The organism is uncultured Campylobacter sp. (genome assembly GCF_938039245.1).
Lineage (GTDB): Bacteria > Campylobacterota > Campylobacteria > Campylobacterales > Campylobacteraceae > Campylobacter_A.
In genome coordinates this window covers 60,686-76,909 of the sequence record NZ_CALHVN010000040.1, presented here as the reverse complement: position 1 = coordinate 76,909, position 16,224 = coordinate 60,686, and the positions used below count along the sequence as shown (strand labels likewise).

Genomic DNA, 16,224 nt, shown 5'->3' with positions numbered 1-16,224 from the left:
GATATGGGCTTTGAGCGTATATTAATATTTTACTTTTTTTGTTTTGCCATAAGTACGTATATTAACTGATAATTTAAGACGTATAGAATATCAAACCCTTAGCCAATCCGCTATATTGTTTTCTACAGGCTTTGATTTTAGCATAATAAGTATTATTAATTAATTTAAAGTTATTAATAGATACAAAAATAGCTAAATATACAATCTGTAGTTATCTAAAATATCAAAGGAGTTAAATATGACAAAGAAACACTGCGGCAGAACAGCACAGAGAAGGCAAGAAAGCCTAAATGAATATGTAGATGGAATTATGCAAACTAATTCCAGGATAGACGTGATAAGAGTTGATTTGTATTATAGACAAGAAAATAGAGACGACGTTACATTGGAAAGCTTTGACAATGATATCAACCACTTGTACACCAATAAACGAGGCAATACGCTATTTAAAAATTCAAAAGGCTATATTATCAAAATGGAGCAAGGAGATAGTGGATATAACCACTTACACGCTCACGTCGTTATCTTTATGGATGGGCAAAATACTAGAGAGCAAACAACACCAAAGACAGCCAAACGTCTTTGCGACTATTGGAATAATAATATTACAAAAGGTAAAGGGTGTTCTCATAATTGCAATTTAGGAAAATATAAGAATAATGGGCTGGGTAGATTTTGCTACAACGACAAAGAAAAAATACAAATTCTGAAAGAGAAAGTGCTGTCATATCTATGCAAGGGAGAGCAAAATATAGTCAATGCAGACGGAAAAGGCTTTAGAGCTTTAAGGAGAGGCGTCATGCCAAAGAAAACCAATAAAGGCAGGCCTAGAAAGAATTAGCCGTATTGATGTATTTTATATCAATTTTCACGCTCTAAATGCTATAATCTAGCCAAAATTTCAATAACCTAGGTATAAATATGGCACTCAAAAAGACAGAACTTTATTCATCGCTTTGGGCTAGTTGCGATGAACTGCGCGGCGGCATGGACGCAAGCCTTTATAAAAACTATGTTCTAACGCTCTTATTTTTAAAATATATCTCAGACCGCAAAGACAGCACGGTTTTGGAGCTACCTACTGGTACAGATTACGCAAGCATTGTCGCGCTTAAACACAAACCAAGCATAGGCGATGAAATAAACAAAAAGATAGCCTCTATCGCAGAAGCAAACGACCTTCAAGGCGTTATAAATCAAGCTGATTTTAACGACGAGGATAAATTAGGCAAAGGCAAAGAGCTGGTTGATAGGCTTAGTACACTAGTATCGATTTTTGAGAACCTTGACTTTTCGTCAAACAGCTCTGAGGGCGATGACTTGTTGGGCGATGCATACGAGTATCTCATGCGCCATTTTGCGACGGAATCCGGTAAATCTAAAGGACAGTTCTATACCCCAGCCGAAGTATCGCGCATCATGGCGCAAATCATAGGCATTCCGCCTACCGCCAACCGTTCTACAACGGTTTACGACCCAACTTGCGGGTCCGGCTCACTCTTGCTTAAAGCTGCCAATCAGTCAGAATTAGGACTTAGCATTTACGGTCAAGAGATGGATGTAGCCACATATGCACTTGCTCGTATGAATATGATACTCCATGGCAACGACACCGCCGACATCCGCCAAGGAAACACTATGGCTCAGCCTGCATTTGCCGATAAAAATACGCTAAAACGTTTTGATTTTGCCGTGGCAAATCCGCCGTTTTCTAACAAAAACTGGACAAACGGTATAGTTCCAACAGCAGACATCTACAACCGTTTTAAAATAGGCATCCCACCAGAAAAAAACGGCGATTATGCATTTTTACTCCATCTTATAGCGAGTCTTAAAACTACTGGCAAGGGCGCTATCATCTTGCCTCACGGCGTGCTATTTCGGGGCGATGCTGAGGCTCGTATTCGTACGGAGCTACTTCGCCGAGGCATTATAAAAGGCATCATCGGACTACCGACAAACCTATTTTACGGCACAGGTATACCGGCATGCATTATAGTTATAGATAAGCAAAATTCATTTGACGCTACATTTAACGAAAAAGGCGAAGTTTTAAGCGGTCGAGGCGTCTTTATGATAGATGCGTCAAAAGGTTTTATAAAAGACGGCAACAAAAATCGCCTTCGCGAGCAAGACATACACAAGATAGTAGATACCTTTACGACGCAAAAAGAGCTAGAACGCTATAGCCGCTTAGTCTCATTAGATGAAATTTCTCGCAACGACTACAATCTAAACATACCGCGATATATCGATAGTGCCGACAAAGCAGATACGCAAGACTTACATGCGCATTTATATGGCGGGGGGATTCCAAAAAGCGACATTGATGACTTGGGCGAATTTTGGAGTATTTTTACACAAACAAAAACTAAAATTTTTACCCCCAACGGCTCGCTTTATTCGCCAAATTTTGCCCCAAACGAACTAAAGACAACGATACAAGCATCAAGTGAATATGCAAAATTTGAAAACGAAATTTTATCGCACTTTGAGAATTGGCACGATGAAAACGATTTAAAATCCATAAAACAAAAAGACCATCCAAAAGAGCTTATTAAAACATACGGCGAAAGCCTTCTAAAACACTTTAAAGAAACTAAGCTAGTGAGCGATTATGACGTTTACCAGGTCTTTATGGACTATGTCGCAGATACGTTAAGCGACGACGTTTATGCTATCGCGCAAAACGGATGGCTAACGGCGCGCGATCTAATGCCAGTAGAAAAAGGCGATAAACAAACGCCGAATTTAATCCTAGGCTCGGGAAACAAAGCAAAGAAATTTGTAAGCGAGATCATCCCGCCGGAGCTTATATCAAAGCGTTATTTTGCGCAAGACGTAGAAAAAATTTCAAACATTGATGCCGCTATTACTAGACTCGAAGAAGAGCTACAAGACTTGCAGGATGAGTACGGCCAAGACGAAGGAATACTAAACGACATCACGTCCAAAACACAAGCAAATATCTCTCTTGATAAGTTTTGTACTATAGCTTACAATAAGCTATATCCAGATAATAAACTAGCTAGGATAAATGCTGAAATTCTACAAAATGATAACCTTATATCTCAGTTACGTAACAAGCATGTTATTATCTCAATGCCAAAAGTTAATCAAGCCGAATTACAAAAACTATCAAAAATTTCAAACGAACAAGATAGTCAAATTTTACTGCAACTAGTAGATGCGATGAAAAAACAAAGTAAACTTAAAAAAGAACAAAACGCCACCATACAAGATATTTTTAAGCAGCTTATGGATAAAAACGAAGATTTTGACTATAAAGAAGAAATCATGGCAATACATCGTTATATAACACTCGATGAAAGTATTGCAAACCAAAAAAGTGAGCTAAAAACCCTTAATGAAGAGCTAAGTGAAAAGATTTTTGAGAAATTTAAAAGACTTGACGAGAACGAGATAAAAACATTAGTCGTAGATGATAAATGGCTAAATGAACTAAAAGAGCAAATTTTATCCACCGTAGAACGAGCTGTGCAGGAGCAAATAACTCGCATAAGCACGCTTGCATCTCGCTACGATAAGACACTAGATGAGCTTACGGAGCGCGCAAACATTCTATCGCTTCGCGTAAAAACCCACCTAGAAGCTATGGATAAAGCAAGATGAGTAGTCAAATTTATAAAAATCAAATTCCAAATGACTGGAAAAAATTTAATATCGGGCAAGATGCGTTCATAAAGGCTCGTATCGGTTGGCAATCGCTCAGAACCCAAGAATATTTAGATGTAGGCGATTACGCTCTTGTTACCGGCACAGATTTTAACGAGGGTATGATTAACTGGAATTCTTGTCAGTATGTCTCAAAATGGCGTTATAGCCAAGACATAGATATCCAGTTAAAAGAAAAAGACATTCTAGTTACAAAAGACGGTACAATTGGCAAAGTTGGTTTAGTTAAAAATTTGCCCTATCCTGCCACACTAAATAGCGGAATTTATGTAATACGTCCGAAATCAGCAGATATTAATCCAAATTTTTTATTTTATATGTTTATGTCTAAATATTTTGACGACTTTATCAATGTTATTTCAGCTGGTTCAACCATAACACATTTGTATCAAAAAGATTTTATAAATTTTTCATTTCCGCTTCCACCAAAGGCGGAACAAGATAGGATAGCGCAGGTGCTGAGCGATATGGACGAGCTTATCGGTGCCAAATGCGAGCTTTTAGACAAAAAACGCACCATAAAACAAGCCGCTGCCCAACAACTTCTCACTCCCAAACCCCACTGGCACACCGCCGCGCTTGGAGAAATTTCTTTAAAAATGCAGTCAGGTGGAACACCACAAGCTACAAATGAAAAATTTTATGGCGGAGATATTTATTTTTTAAAAATTAGCGATATAACACAAAGCGGAAAATATATTCACAAGACGCAATACACCATTACAAAAGCTGGTCTAGAAAATTCATCAGCTTGGCTTGTGCCAATAGATAGTTTGATATATTCAATGTATGCTTCTGTTGGATTTGTATCTATAAACAAAGTAGAGCTAGCAACTAGCCAAGCTATGATGTGCATAGTAATAAATCCAGAAATTATTGATTTGGAGTTTTTGTATTATGCTCTTATAAAATTTAAAGAAAAAATATATTCGTTAATCGAAACTGGAACACAAGGAAATTTAAATTCAAAGATAGTAAAAAGTATTGAAATTTCCTTTCCAAATTTATCAGAACAAACCAAAATTGCCCAAATTTTAAGCGATATGGACGATGAAATTTCGGCTTTGCAAGATGAGATAGGAAAGCTAAAGATGATAAAACAAGGCGCTATGGACGAGCTATTAAGCGGCAAAATAAGGCTAAAGGGTGAGTTATGCAAGAAAATACGGTAGAAAAAGAGATAAAAACACAAGAGCGAGTCATAGATCTTTTTAAAAACGAGCTTGGCTACGAATATATAGGCGATCTGCAAGGACTTGATAATAAAAACATAAGAGAAGATGAGCTTAAATCATGGCTAAAAAGTCGTGGCTACAGCGATAAGCTTATAGATAAAGCCTTAAAAAAACTACAATATGAAAATCACACAAGCGGCGGTCGAAAACTATACGATGCAAATGAAGCCATATATTCGCTTTTAAGATACGGCGTAAAAGTAAAAGAAGGTGTTAGCGAAACAATGCAGAGTGTTTGGCTCATCGACTGGGATAATCCGCTGGCAAATAAATTTAGCATAGCCGAGGAGGTAAGCGTAAAAACTACAAACGGCGAATTTGATAAACGCCCCGATATAGTGCTTTATATAAACGGTATAGCCGTTTGCGTGCTTGAGCTAAAGCGTTCAAACGTGTCGGTTAGTGAAGGCATAAGGCAAAATTTGTCAAGCCAAGATAAGAGGTTTATAGAGAGCTTTTTTACTACCGTGCAGCTTGTAATGGCTGGAAATGAAAGCGAAGGGCTAAGATACGGCGTGATAGAAACGCCTGAAAAATACTTCTTAGAATTTAAAGAAAACGGCGAAAAACTAAGTTTGTATGGCGGACTTAAAGCGATTTGCAGGCGCGAGAGGCTGATTGAAATTTTACACGACTTTATCATATACGACTGTGGGATAAAAAAGACTTGTAGGCACAATCAATACTTCGGTGTAAAGCGTGCGCAGGAGTTTTTACGCGATAAAAAAGGCGGTATCATCTGGCATACACAAGGTAGCGGCAAAAGCCTAAGTATGGTCTGGCTCGCAAAATGGATAAAAGAAAATCTAAACTCTAGGGTGCTTATAATCACAGACAGAACCGAGCTTGACGAGCAGATAGAAAATGTCTTTAACGGCGTAAAAGAAAGCATTTACAGAACAAAAAGCGGAGCTGATTTGCTAGAAAAATTAAGCAACGCCGAGCATTCACTCATATGCTCGTTGGTGCATAAATTTGGCAGAAACGGCGCAGAAGACGAAAGCGATGACGGTGCCATGAGCGCGTATCTGGACGATATAAAGCGTAGAGCGGGAAATTTTAAAGTGAACGGCGATGTAGTTGTATTTGTAGATGAGTGTCACAGAACGCAATCCGGAAAGCTACACGAAGCTATGAAAATGTTAATGCCTGATGCGATTTTTATCGGCTTTACAGGAACACCGCTTTTAAAAAACGACAAAAAAAGCTCGGTGCAAGTATTCGGCGAGTTTATACATGCATATAAATTTGACGAAGCGGTGCGTGACGGCGTGGTGCTAGACCTTGTATATGAAGCTAGAGACATCGAGCAGTGGCTAGGCTCAAAAGATAAACTAGACAAAGAATTTGAAAACAAAACAAGAGGACTAAGCGACCTAGCTAAGGGTGAAGTAAAGGCTAGATGGGCGACTTTACAAAAACTAATGAGCTCAAAACAAAGGCTTGAGAAAATCGCAGGCGATATACTTTTTGATATGGAAAATAAAACTAGACTAAGAGAGCGCGGAAATGCGATATTCGTCTGCTCTAGCGTATATGAAGCATGCGAGGCGTATAAGATTTTTAGCGATAACGGATTTGAACAAAAATGCGCCGTGATATCTAGCTACAGACCGACTGCGTCAGCGATAAGAAACGAAATAACTCCAGATGGTATGAGCGACGGCGAATATAAGTATAAAATTTACAAGCAGATGATAGCTAACTACTACGACATAAACACTAAAGATGTAGATGATGCCAAAGCTGATAAGTTTGAGCTAGACGTAAAAAAAGAGTTTAAAGAAAAACCTGAACAAATGAAGCTTTTAATCGTCGTCGATAAACTCTTAACTGGTTTTGACGCACCAAGCGCGACATATCTATATATCGATAAACCTATGCGCGATCACGGACTTTTTCAAGCTATATGCCGAGTAAACCGACTAGACGGAGAGAGCAAAGAGTATGGATATATCGTGGATTATCGCGATCTTTTTAAGAGCTTAGAAAAAGCGTATAGCGACTATACAAAAGAGGCATTTGATGGGTACGACGAGAGCGATATAGTTGGGCTTTTAAAAGACAGACTCGAAAAAGGTAAAGAAGACCTAGAAAATACATGGGAAATCTTGGACGCAATATGCGAGGGTGTAAAGTCGCCAAAAAGCGATAAAGAATTTATAGAGTATTTTTGCGGCGATAGTAGGGAAAATTTAAAAGATGAGATGCAAACCAGAAGGCTCAGCTTCTACCGTGCGGTTGCGAGTTTTATCAGAGCGTATGACGGAGTAGCAAATGAACTTTTAAAGCTAGGTTATAGTACAGAGCAAGAGCAGCAATGGGCTAATCGCGTAAAGAATTTCTCTATGCTAAGAGATACCGTCAAACTAGCAAGCGGAGACTACGTGGATATGCGCAAATGGGATAGTGACATGCGTACGCTTATCAACAGGTATGTAAATGCCAGCGACAGTAAGGTCTTAGCAGAATTTGAAGACAAAGGCCTGCTTGAAATTTTGATCCAAAACGAGGGCATTAGCAAAGAAAAAAAAGAGGCACTAGGCGGCAATGAGGCGGTTGCCGAGGCGATAGAAAACAACATAAGGCGTATAATAGTCGATAATAATCCCCTAAATCCAAAATTTTACGAAAATTTATCCCAAATACTAGACGAACTGATAGAACAACGTAAAAAGGGCGCATTGGACTATGAAAAGTATCTAAAAGAGGTTATAAACCTAGCAAAACAGCTACAAACAAAAAATACAAACAACATATATCCGCCAGAGATAAACAGCGACGGCAAACGAGCGATATATGATAACTTTAGTCAAGATATAGACTGGATCGCCAGACTAGATGAGACAATCAAAACATATAAACCAGACGGGTATATCGGTAACAAAATGAAAGAACGCGAACTAAAACGCGTCATAAAGCCCCTAACTGATGAAAAGGATTTGGACATAAACGAACTTTTTGAGCTTATTAAACTACAAGAAGACTACCAATGAAAATAGGCTCGATTGATGTTGCAGTAACGCGAAAAGACATAAAAAATCTACACATCTCTGTAATGCCGCCAAATGGCGAAGTAAAAGTAAGTGCGCCGTTTGATGCGAGTGATGATAGAATTCGCATGGCTGTGGCTGGCAGGCTCGCATGGATACGTAAACATCAAAATATTTATAACTCGCAAGAGCGCATAGGTGCAAGAGAGATAGTAAGCGGCGAAAGTCATTATCTGTGGGGCGAGCGGTATCTAATGCAGGTAATAAACGGGGTCGGCGGCGTGACGGTAAAGCATAATAAGATGGTACTAAGCGTGCAAGATGGCGGAAATTTTGAAAGCAGAAAACGAATTTTAGAAAAATTCTACCGAAATGAACTAAGGACAAAAATCGCAAAAATACTAGAAATTTGGGAAACAAAAATCGGAGTAAAATCAAGCTCCATAAGAATCCTAAAAATGAAAACCAAATGGGGAAGTTGTAATATAAAAGATGGCAATATTGTTATCAACTACGAACTCGCAAAAAAACCGCTAGAATGCCTAGAATACATAGTCGTTCATGAGCTTGTGCATATGCTAGAAAGACACCATAATAAAAATTTCATAGCATACATGGATAGGTTTTTGCCAAACTGGCGAACGATCAAAAATATGCTAAACGCATTGCCACTAGAAAATTTAAAATAATACAACGCCTTTGAAATTTGATGCTAAAAATTATTAAAGCAAGCATTCGCAACGTAGATTTGATAGCCAAAATACTAAAAATGAAAATTATACAAATAATCTTATATTCACTCGTTCGGTCAAGCCGAACGAGTGAATATTTTTAAAAAATAAAACATATTGACTTATACCTGAATTTCGTGTATAATCCTTAACTATGATAAAGAGTTTTGCAGACAAAGAGACCGAGCTTATATACAATGAAACTTTTTCAAAAAAGTTTCCGCCCGATGTACAGCAAAAGGCTTTGCGCAAACTCTTGATGATAAACAATGCGGATAATTTAAACGATTTGCGTTCCCCGCCGTCCAATCGCCTAGAAAAACTAATAGGTGATAGAAAAGATGAGTATAGTATAAGAATAAACGACAAATGGCGCATTTGTTTTAAGTTAGAAAACAAAAACGATTTTTGCGACGTGCAAATAGTGGATTATCATTAAGGAGTAGTTATGGATAGAATACCTCTTCCTACGATAGGAGAAATTTTAGCTAGCGAATTTATGGAACCTTACGGCCTATCGGCATATAGACTAGCCAAAGATATAGATTTACCGGTTTCTCGCATACAAGATATTTTACATGGAAGACGCAGAGTATCTATAGATACGGCCTTGAGGCTCTCAAGATACTTCTCGATGTCCGACGGATTTTTTATTAATTTACAAAGCGATATAGAGCTAAGAGAAAGCAAAAATAGGCAAAAAGCCGAGCTGGAAGCCATAAAACCGATAAGCGTTATTAGCGCGTAGATATTTTATCAGTGGCGATAGATTTTATTTTTTTACTCTTTTAAAAAAATCATCTAGGCTTTCGGCAGCCACTTCTCTTCTGACCTTTGAATATCTTTTTGTAACATTTGTAGAAGTATGGCCTAGTATAGAAGCTATCTGCTCTAACGTTTTACCCTCCGAAACCAAAACTCCGCCTATCAAGTGCCTTAAATCGTGAATTCTAATTTTTATCCCAAGCTTTGCTAATATCTTTTCCCAATGAGGTCTGATCGTATTTTTATCTATTTTTTTACTCTTATCTGTTATGGCGTGAAATATATAGCCACTTTCTTGCCTATCGATATTGTCAAGGGTTTCTAAAAGCTCATTGCTTAATTTATAAGTCATAGGCTTTCTAACTTTATTATTTTCGTATCTAATATTATATATGCCATTTGGTATATTTATATCTCTCCACTCTAAACTCAAAACCTCATTTAGTCTTCTGCCATGCGAAAGCCACACAAATATACTTCTAAACGGCTCTACAGGGTAACTATATAGCGCATCGTATAGCTCTCTTATTTTTTCGTCGTCTAATTCAACATTTACCTGATTGTCAAATTTAGGTATTTGAATCAAGCTAGCTGGGTTAGTTTTAACCATACCCTCCAAAACATACAGGTTAAACATAGGCCTAAGAGCTTCTTTAACAGATTTTGAGGTTCTAGGGCTCATACCTAAATCTAGCATTTTATTCACTATGCTTTGCAGCATTTCGGTGGTAATGTGGGTTATAGGCGTTTTGGCTAGCTTAGAATCAGACAGTATCCATTTATTTGTAAATAGATTATAGGAAGCAAGCGTATTTGAGGATAGTTGATTTTTCTTCATATCCATATATCTGCCCCACGCCTGACTTAATGTCGGTATTTTTATTTTTATCTCTTTATGCTTACCCTCTTTGAGCTTGCTCAAAAGCCCTTCTCTTTTTGACGCCACCTCCTTAATTGCTTGCAAGAAAGTGATTTTTTTATTAAAGGAATACGTTTTCTTGGTTTGAGTTCTCATGCCGCTAATATTTACAATAGTAATTCTTAATATCAATTTATAGTCTCTACTAATGTAAGTTGGAGCTTTTACGATCTCTTTTCCAGCGAACAAATCGTCATTATTTACAAAATATATGTTTTTACAATCCGCATTATCAAGATTGACTTTAATCAGCTTATCCGCCACAGCAAAATCCTATATCTATATGATCAAATTTTTGTTAGGGTACACATTGGGGTACACATTTTTATAGCAAATTGTATAAAATTGTCGCTTATAAGGAAATTATAAATATACTAAAATAGCGTAAAATAGGGTATTTATAGAAAGTTATAATAATCTATAGTCTAGTAAAGACCCAGACTCAAAATCTGGTAAGGGCAACCTTGTGTCGGTTCGAGTCCGACCTCGGGCACCATTTATCCCGAAATCTCAAGTTTAAAAAGCCTGACGAAATTCCCTAATAGACGCATATAACAAATAAAAAAGGTAATGTCAATACATCTAATCCGATAATTATCGCATTGGGTGAAAATACCTCTTTTTACGGTTATTTTTGTATAGATTTGTATAGTTAGTCAACATCTTATAATTAATCTGAATAGGCAAAAACCTATATCTTTTTTAAGGATGTTTGCTATGGCAAAAACAAAAAACTCTATTATGACTTTTAAACAAGTCGATGAGTGGATTTTAAGGCAAGATACGGGCGGTAAAAACTACACCGTCCGTTATTCAATCCCCGGCTATCCAAAATTTAAATTGGAAGTCCCCCCAAAAGGCAAGAAAGTTATTCGCTTTTACTCTCCGCAAAACGGAAAAGCCGTGTTCGTGAAAATCGGGGAAATACCGTATATAACCTTTGAAGCTGCGTTTAAAAAAGGCGCTAGCTATGTCAACCAAGAGGAAGAACCGCGAAACGCTCGAACCTTTAGAGAGGTTTGGGCGGAGTTTATAAAGAAAAACCCGCTTAGGTTTAAAGACAAAACTATCCATAGTTATAAAGTTCGAACCAATAAACATATCCTAAACACGAGTCTTGCGGATATGGATATCTCCGATATTTCCGTAAGCGATCTTAAACTTCAAATTTTTAACGTCTGCGAGCATATTCCTGCAACTAATGTGAAGCTCTTTTATGTCATCGACAACGTCCTTAAATTTGCGAAAAAAAATAATTGGATCGCCGAAAACGTCCTTGAAACCTACAAATTTAACAACGATTACGAGGTACCGAACAAGAAAAATACCGAACATCACCCAAAAATAGTTAATCCGCAAGATTTGAAAAAATTGCTCGAAAATATTTGCTTAACGCCTAAAATAGCCCTAAAGAAAAGAATTTTAGTTCTTTTTGGCCTTGAGACTGCTTTGCGTAGTATGAATATTTTTGGGTTACGGTGGGAGGATATCGATTGGGATAAAAAGCTCGTAAAGTTTGATAAGTCAAGAATGAAGGGCGAATTAAAAACCGAAAAAAGCCGTCAAGATTTTATACTTCCGCTAAGCGGTACTATGATTGAACTTTTGACATATTTGAAAAAGCTTGAAAAATCAAACGGTAAGGGGCTAGTTTTTGACGGCGTTGCCGACCAAGTCATCAATTATTTATTAAAAAAGATGGCAAATATCACGAAGCATGGCTTGCGAGGAAGTTTTAAAACCTTTGCTATGAAGCAGATGTAAATCATGGAATCCCAAACTATATTATCGAAATGTATATGAGCCATATTCCTAGCATGAACGACGTAGAGGCTGCATATACCGATTTGCGATATGACGATATCGAGATTCAAGATATGCTGCGAGAGCTCGCGGAGTGGTGGGATCGTTATCTACTCTCGTTGTTTAATTTTAAAGAAGTCTTGCTAGGGGTTGAATGTAATGATGACTGATTGTTTTTGGGGGGGGCAGATTTTGGAGCCTTGCCCCTCACATAAAAAATACAATGCAATAATATCCAAAAGTCGCTTAAATCCTTATAAAATCGGGGCCTTGTATGGCGACTATCGATAGAAAATTTTTAAGCATAGATGACGGCGAGGTTGTCAGCGACGATCTGCTCGCCCGTTCTAGCATTGGTCGGGAAGTCCGCCTTCGAACTATAGACGTTTCAAAAACTCTCGAAAAAATCGGCTTTACCGCCTTGGGCATAGCTATCACGCTTGACAACTCGGGCATTCGCAAGCGTGGAACCTGCGGCCGTATGACTGCCGTCGAAGCTGCGCGAGCTCTCGAAAAATATCTAAAAACATTTATCGAGAAAGCGCTAGAGCAATATCCGATCTTTGTCAGTTACGTCTTTGAATCCCATAGGGGCGGTATGCCGCATATCCATGCCATGGTCTTTTGCCTGCCTTTGCATCTCCATAAAATTGCGGCCATTCTGGAGCGATATTTAAGCCGCAAGGCTGTATCAGTCGAAGTCCTAAGCCCCGAGTATTTATTCAAGGAAGGTACGGGCGAGTGGCACCTAAAACAAAAAACGGCGCAAATCCTCGGTTATGATGTTTCAAAGTTACTTAGAAAGACCGCGAGCGAATGGGAAAACGGCAAGAAACGGGTCTATAAATGCGATAAAATAAAAGGCTTGCAAGAGGGAAAAATTCTACACAGCGCGCAAAATTTTAAAATGGCTCGCAAATATCCAAATGCGTATATTGAGCTCGACGTATTTATGAATGAATTGCTTGAAACATGGAACAACACTTTTGGGGTTAAAAAGAATCGTGCAAGGGCTGCGAATGCGATAAATAAAGAAACCAAAGCCCCTTATATTCTTGAAAAGGTTGTGATTTTTCCAACTTCGATAAAGAAAAAACGTAAGCCCAAAAAGAACGGTAAAAAAGAAAACCTAAACCCTCTTGATTGCGACCTGCGCGCCGCAAATGGCGAACGGTATCACGCTAGCAACTGCCGGGTTTTTCTCTCTGAACGGCAACTAAAAGCCTTAAAAATTGCCGCAAAAAAGCAAAAAAATAAAAACGGATTAGTCTGTTTGATTCGCACGCTTTTTTCAAATTACCAAAATGGTTTAACGCCTAGCTTGTCCCCCGCTCGTGCAAGTGCATATCTGAATTTCGTTTTTGAGCGACATCAAGAGCAACGACGGGCGCAACAAAAACAAGCTCGCGCAGATCTGGCGCTCGCCCGCGAATACGGCGCAGACAATATTCAACAGCTATATAACTATCACTTGCACCGCGATATTTTTGGCGAAATAAAGACAGAAATTTATGAAACTTGGCATACGGATTTGTGGCAGAAAGGCTTAATGAGTGGCTTACATGGTGGAGCCTGCGATGCAATAGTTGACGAGCTTTTGGATACGGAGGAGTATTGGGAGCTTGGCTTACGCGAAAAATATCAAAAGCTCGGCGAACTTTTTCCGAAACAAAAGCGCACGCCGATTTTCGAAAAATCGCCGTTAAAAATAAAGGAAAGCGAGTCGCAAAAAGTCGCCGAGCCTTGCCTCTTTGCGCCTGATGATTTAATACCGACGGTTGTTTAAAAAAAACTAGCACTTTTAAATGACTTTTGATCTATCATGCTTTTATAATTAAATCAAAAAAATAAAGGAGTTTTAGATGGAAAATTTCCAAAAACCTAACCAAAACGTCGCTCTAGCGCAAACGCAGAGCCAAAAAACCGCTCAACCTCAAGAGCAAAAACCTGCGGAACAAAAAGAGAAAAAAGAGCTTAGTCCCCGTGCAAAATTACTTAAAGACTTGAATGCTCTTGTTACTAAACTCAAGAGCATTGATAAACGCGAGGCTAAGGCGAAAAACGCTTTGGAAAACGCCAAAAAAGCTATGGCTAAAATCGAGGAAGAGCGTGCTGAAGTTGAGGCGCTTGCTAAAAAGTTCGAGCTCTCGAACTCTACCACTGCGTAACCCCCCCCCCCCTTGCGGGCGAACTTTCAGCTACGGCTTTGCTGTAGCTGATTAGTGAGCTCACTAATCGCATAAAGCGACGCTCGTTTTTTAGGGGCGCAAGACCCCTAAAAAAATATAAATGCGATAATACCATATTTAAGGAAAAAAAACTATGGACAACAACGCTAAATCTTGTTTTCGGATCGACCCCATGAAATCGGAGTTCGCGTATTGGCACGATTTTAGACAGGGTTTTCAAGCCTCAAACGTGCAAGGCGCAATGACGAAAGACAATGAATATTCTTATATTCTTGCTCTTTTCTGAAGCTCGGGCTCTTGCTAAAAAGATGAAAGACGAAGCTGACGCCGCCTATCGAGCGCGGACGGGGAGACGACCGAGCTATAACTCTGAGTCTATATACTGGGAAGCTACCGTGAATTTGCGGGGTTTTCACACTCGTGAGGATATCGAAAAGGTTGTGCAAATCCTTGAGAAGCGCCTCGGGTATCGAACTGTTTTTTGGACGCGCCATAGGGATGAAGGGCACTTCGCTACCGATGATGAGATGGATGAGTTAGGGCTATCATCTGCTGACCAAAGACCTTTTATCCTAAACGATCACGTTCATGTCGCTATGTTTTCTCTGGATGAAAACGGAAACTCTCTACATCGTCGAAATTTTGGAAAGCCTAACCTTATCAGTCAAATTCAAACGGAAATCGCGCAAGCCCTCGGCATGGAGCGCGGCCTTAGCAAGAAAATAACGAAGCGGACGCATCTCACTCCTCGACAATATCGTCAAGCTATGAGCTTACAAGAGCCTTTGCAGGCTAAACTCGGAGACATCAAAAATGAGCTCAAAGACGCCAAAAAGCAAATAAAAGAGCTAGAGGAACAACTCAAGGCTGCTAACAAGCAAGCTCGCGCTGATTTGCAGGAACAAGGGGCTAGTCGTGGGGATTATGCTGCACTCGAGGCCGAAAACAAGCGACTTAAAAACGAGCTCGATGAGCTGAAAAAAGCTCCTGATCTCGCCGACCTCGAGGATTTTTCTAAGCTATTTAAAGAAAAGATTAAAAAGTTAAAAGCTCATCCTAAGCTAGATGAAGTCGTCGAGAAAACAATTCAGAACGAAATTAAAACTACTACTTTTGGAAATTTTGATAAGGCTAGCGTTCTTGCTTACGTATCGAACTCTGTAGTTGTGAAGCAAGCTGCTGCTGACGTATTAAAAGAGGCTCAAACTGCTTTGACTGAACTCGCTGCCAAGAAAGAAATAAACGTGCGCGCGCAATTACGGGCTTTGCAGGAAAACCGTATTCTAGGCTCGTTTCTCGGGGCTACTAGCTCAAAGCCTGCTTTTGATGTCGACGCTATCAAGAAAGAAAATGAGGGGTTGCTGAAAACTCTTGATAGCCTCCAAAAACAAAACGAATTACTGCAAAAGACTTTAAAAGATACTGTAGGGCTTGTCAAACAAAAAGATATCGAAATCGAGGCACTTAAAAAATCGAATCAAGGGGGTTTGGGTGTTTCTGCTAACGATAGCTTTTGTTTGGGTCAAGCTTCTATGCTGTCCGAGCTTGCGCGCTCTGGACGGCTGCACATCGAACCGAAGGGGCAACATTTAGTCGATAGTTTAGATGATTATTTAAAGGGTCGATATTCTGCGGATTATTTCGCAGGCATAAAAAGCGGGCTGTTAAGCTACGCCCCACGAGTAAATCAGCCTGAAAACGGGTTAAAACTTTAACCTTTAACCCCTCGCGCGCGTCTGGAAAAACGGCGTTTGCGAGCATTTTAATCGTTTTCTTAATATATTATAATATAGATATATAGCAAAACCCAAAAAGGGGTAAACCTCTCCTTATCTCCCTTCTCTTTTTGCTTTTAAAAGACGCTGGGGGTATGGGGGACAAGTCCCCCATAGA

At 39.1% G+C, this 16,224-nt stretch carries 13 protein-coding genes; 12 read left to right on the top strand and 1 reads right to left on the bottom strand.

Going from position 1 to position 16,224, the window contains the following annotated elements; translation table 11 throughout:
* Positions 1-238: 238 nt before the first annotated feature.
* From Q0218_RS06960 to Q0218_RS06930, 7 genes are all read left to right on the top strand, one after another.
* Positions 239-841: an inovirus-type Gp2 protein gene (locus Q0218_RS06960; protein ID WP_297967944.1), complete on the top strand. Its 603-nt coding sequence runs from the start codon at positions 239-241 to the stop codon at positions 839-841.
* An 80-nt stretch (positions 842-921) separates the two neighbouring features.
* The gene (locus tag Q0218_RS06955) at positions 922-3,633 is read left to right on the top strand and encodes a type I restriction-modification system subunit M (RefSeq protein WP_297967941.1); all 2,712 of its coding nucleotides are present in this window, start codon (positions 922-924) and stop codon (positions 3,631-3,633) included.
* Positions 3,630-4,868: a restriction endonuclease subunit S gene (locus Q0218_RS06950; protein WP_297967939.1), complete on the top strand. Its 1,239-nt coding sequence runs from the start codon at positions 3,630-3,632 to the stop codon at positions 4,866-4,868. Before Q0218_RS06955 ends, Q0218_RS06950 begins: the two co-directional genes overlap by 4 nt.
* Positions 4,850-7,927, top strand: a complete 3,078-nt coding sequence (locus Q0218_RS06945) for an HsdR family type I site-specific deoxyribonuclease (RefSeq protein WP_297967936.1) — start codon at positions 4,850-4,852, stop codon at positions 7,925-7,927. Before Q0218_RS06950 ends, Q0218_RS06945 begins: the two co-directional genes overlap by 19 nt.
* Positions 7,924-8,613 (top strand): SprT family zinc-dependent metalloprotease, encoded by a 690-nt coding sequence (locus tag Q0218_RS06940; protein ID WP_297967933.1) that lies wholly within the window; start codon positions 7,924-7,926, stop codon positions 8,611-8,613. The genes Q0218_RS06945 and Q0218_RS06940 overlap by 4 nt, the downstream gene beginning before the upstream one ends.
* A 196-nt stretch (positions 8,614-8,809) precedes the next feature.
* Positions 8,810-9,094 (top strand): type II toxin-antitoxin system RelE/ParE family toxin, encoded by a 285-nt coding sequence (locus tag Q0218_RS06935; protein WP_002948088.1) that lies wholly within the window; start codon positions 8,810-8,812, stop codon positions 9,092-9,094.
* 9 nt (positions 9,095-9,103) lie between these two features.
* On the top strand, positions 9,104-9,403 hold the full coding sequence (locus Q0218_RS06930; RefSeq protein ID WP_002948089.1) for a HigA family addiction module antitoxin: 300 nt from the start codon (positions 9,104-9,106) through the stop codon (positions 9,401-9,403).
* Positions 9,404-9,427: 24 nt separating this feature from the next.
* Here Q0218_RS06930 and Q0218_RS06925 read toward each other — a convergent pair whose 3' ends face one another.
* Positions 9,428-10,603 carry a site-specific integrase gene (locus tag Q0218_RS06925; RefSeq protein WP_297967930.1) on the bottom strand — a complete coding sequence of 392 codons (1,176 nt, stop codon included), beginning with the start codon at positions 10,601-10,603 and terminating at the stop codon, positions 9,428-9,430.
* A gap of 453 nt (positions 10,604-11,056) precedes the next feature.
* Here Q0218_RS06925 and Q0218_RS06920 point away from each other — a divergent pair, with 453 nt between their 5' ends.
* From Q0218_RS06920 to Q0218_RS06900, 5 genes are all read left to right on the top strand, one after another.
* Entirely contained in the window at positions 11,057-12,103 is a 1,047-nt protein-coding gene (locus Q0218_RS06920) for a tyrosine-type recombinase/integrase (protein WP_297967928.1), read from the top strand.
* Positions 12,104-12,138: 35 nt separating this feature from the next.
* Positions 12,139-12,312, top strand: a complete 174-nt coding sequence (locus tag Q0218_RS06915) for a hypothetical protein (protein WP_297967925.1) — start codon at positions 12,139-12,141, stop codon at positions 12,310-12,312.
* A 104-nt stretch (positions 12,313-12,416) separates the two neighbouring features.
* Positions 12,417-13,928 (top strand): hypothetical protein, encoded by a 1,512-nt coding sequence (locus Q0218_RS06910; RefSeq protein ID WP_297967923.1) that lies wholly within the window; start codon positions 12,417-12,419, stop codon positions 13,926-13,928.
* A 76-nt stretch (positions 13,929-14,004) separates the two neighbouring features.
* Positions 14,005-14,310: a hypothetical protein gene (locus tag Q0218_RS06905; protein ID WP_297967921.1), complete on the top strand. Its 306-nt coding sequence runs from the start codon at positions 14,005-14,007 to the stop codon at positions 14,308-14,310.
* A gap of 275 nt (positions 14,311-14,585) precedes the next feature.
* Positions 14,586-16,046 carry a mobilization protein gene (locus tag Q0218_RS06900; protein WP_297967918.1) on the top strand — a complete coding sequence of 487 codons (1,461 nt, stop codon included), beginning with the start codon at positions 14,586-14,588 and terminating at the stop codon, positions 16,044-16,046.
* Positions 16,047-16,224 lie beyond the last annotated feature (178 nt).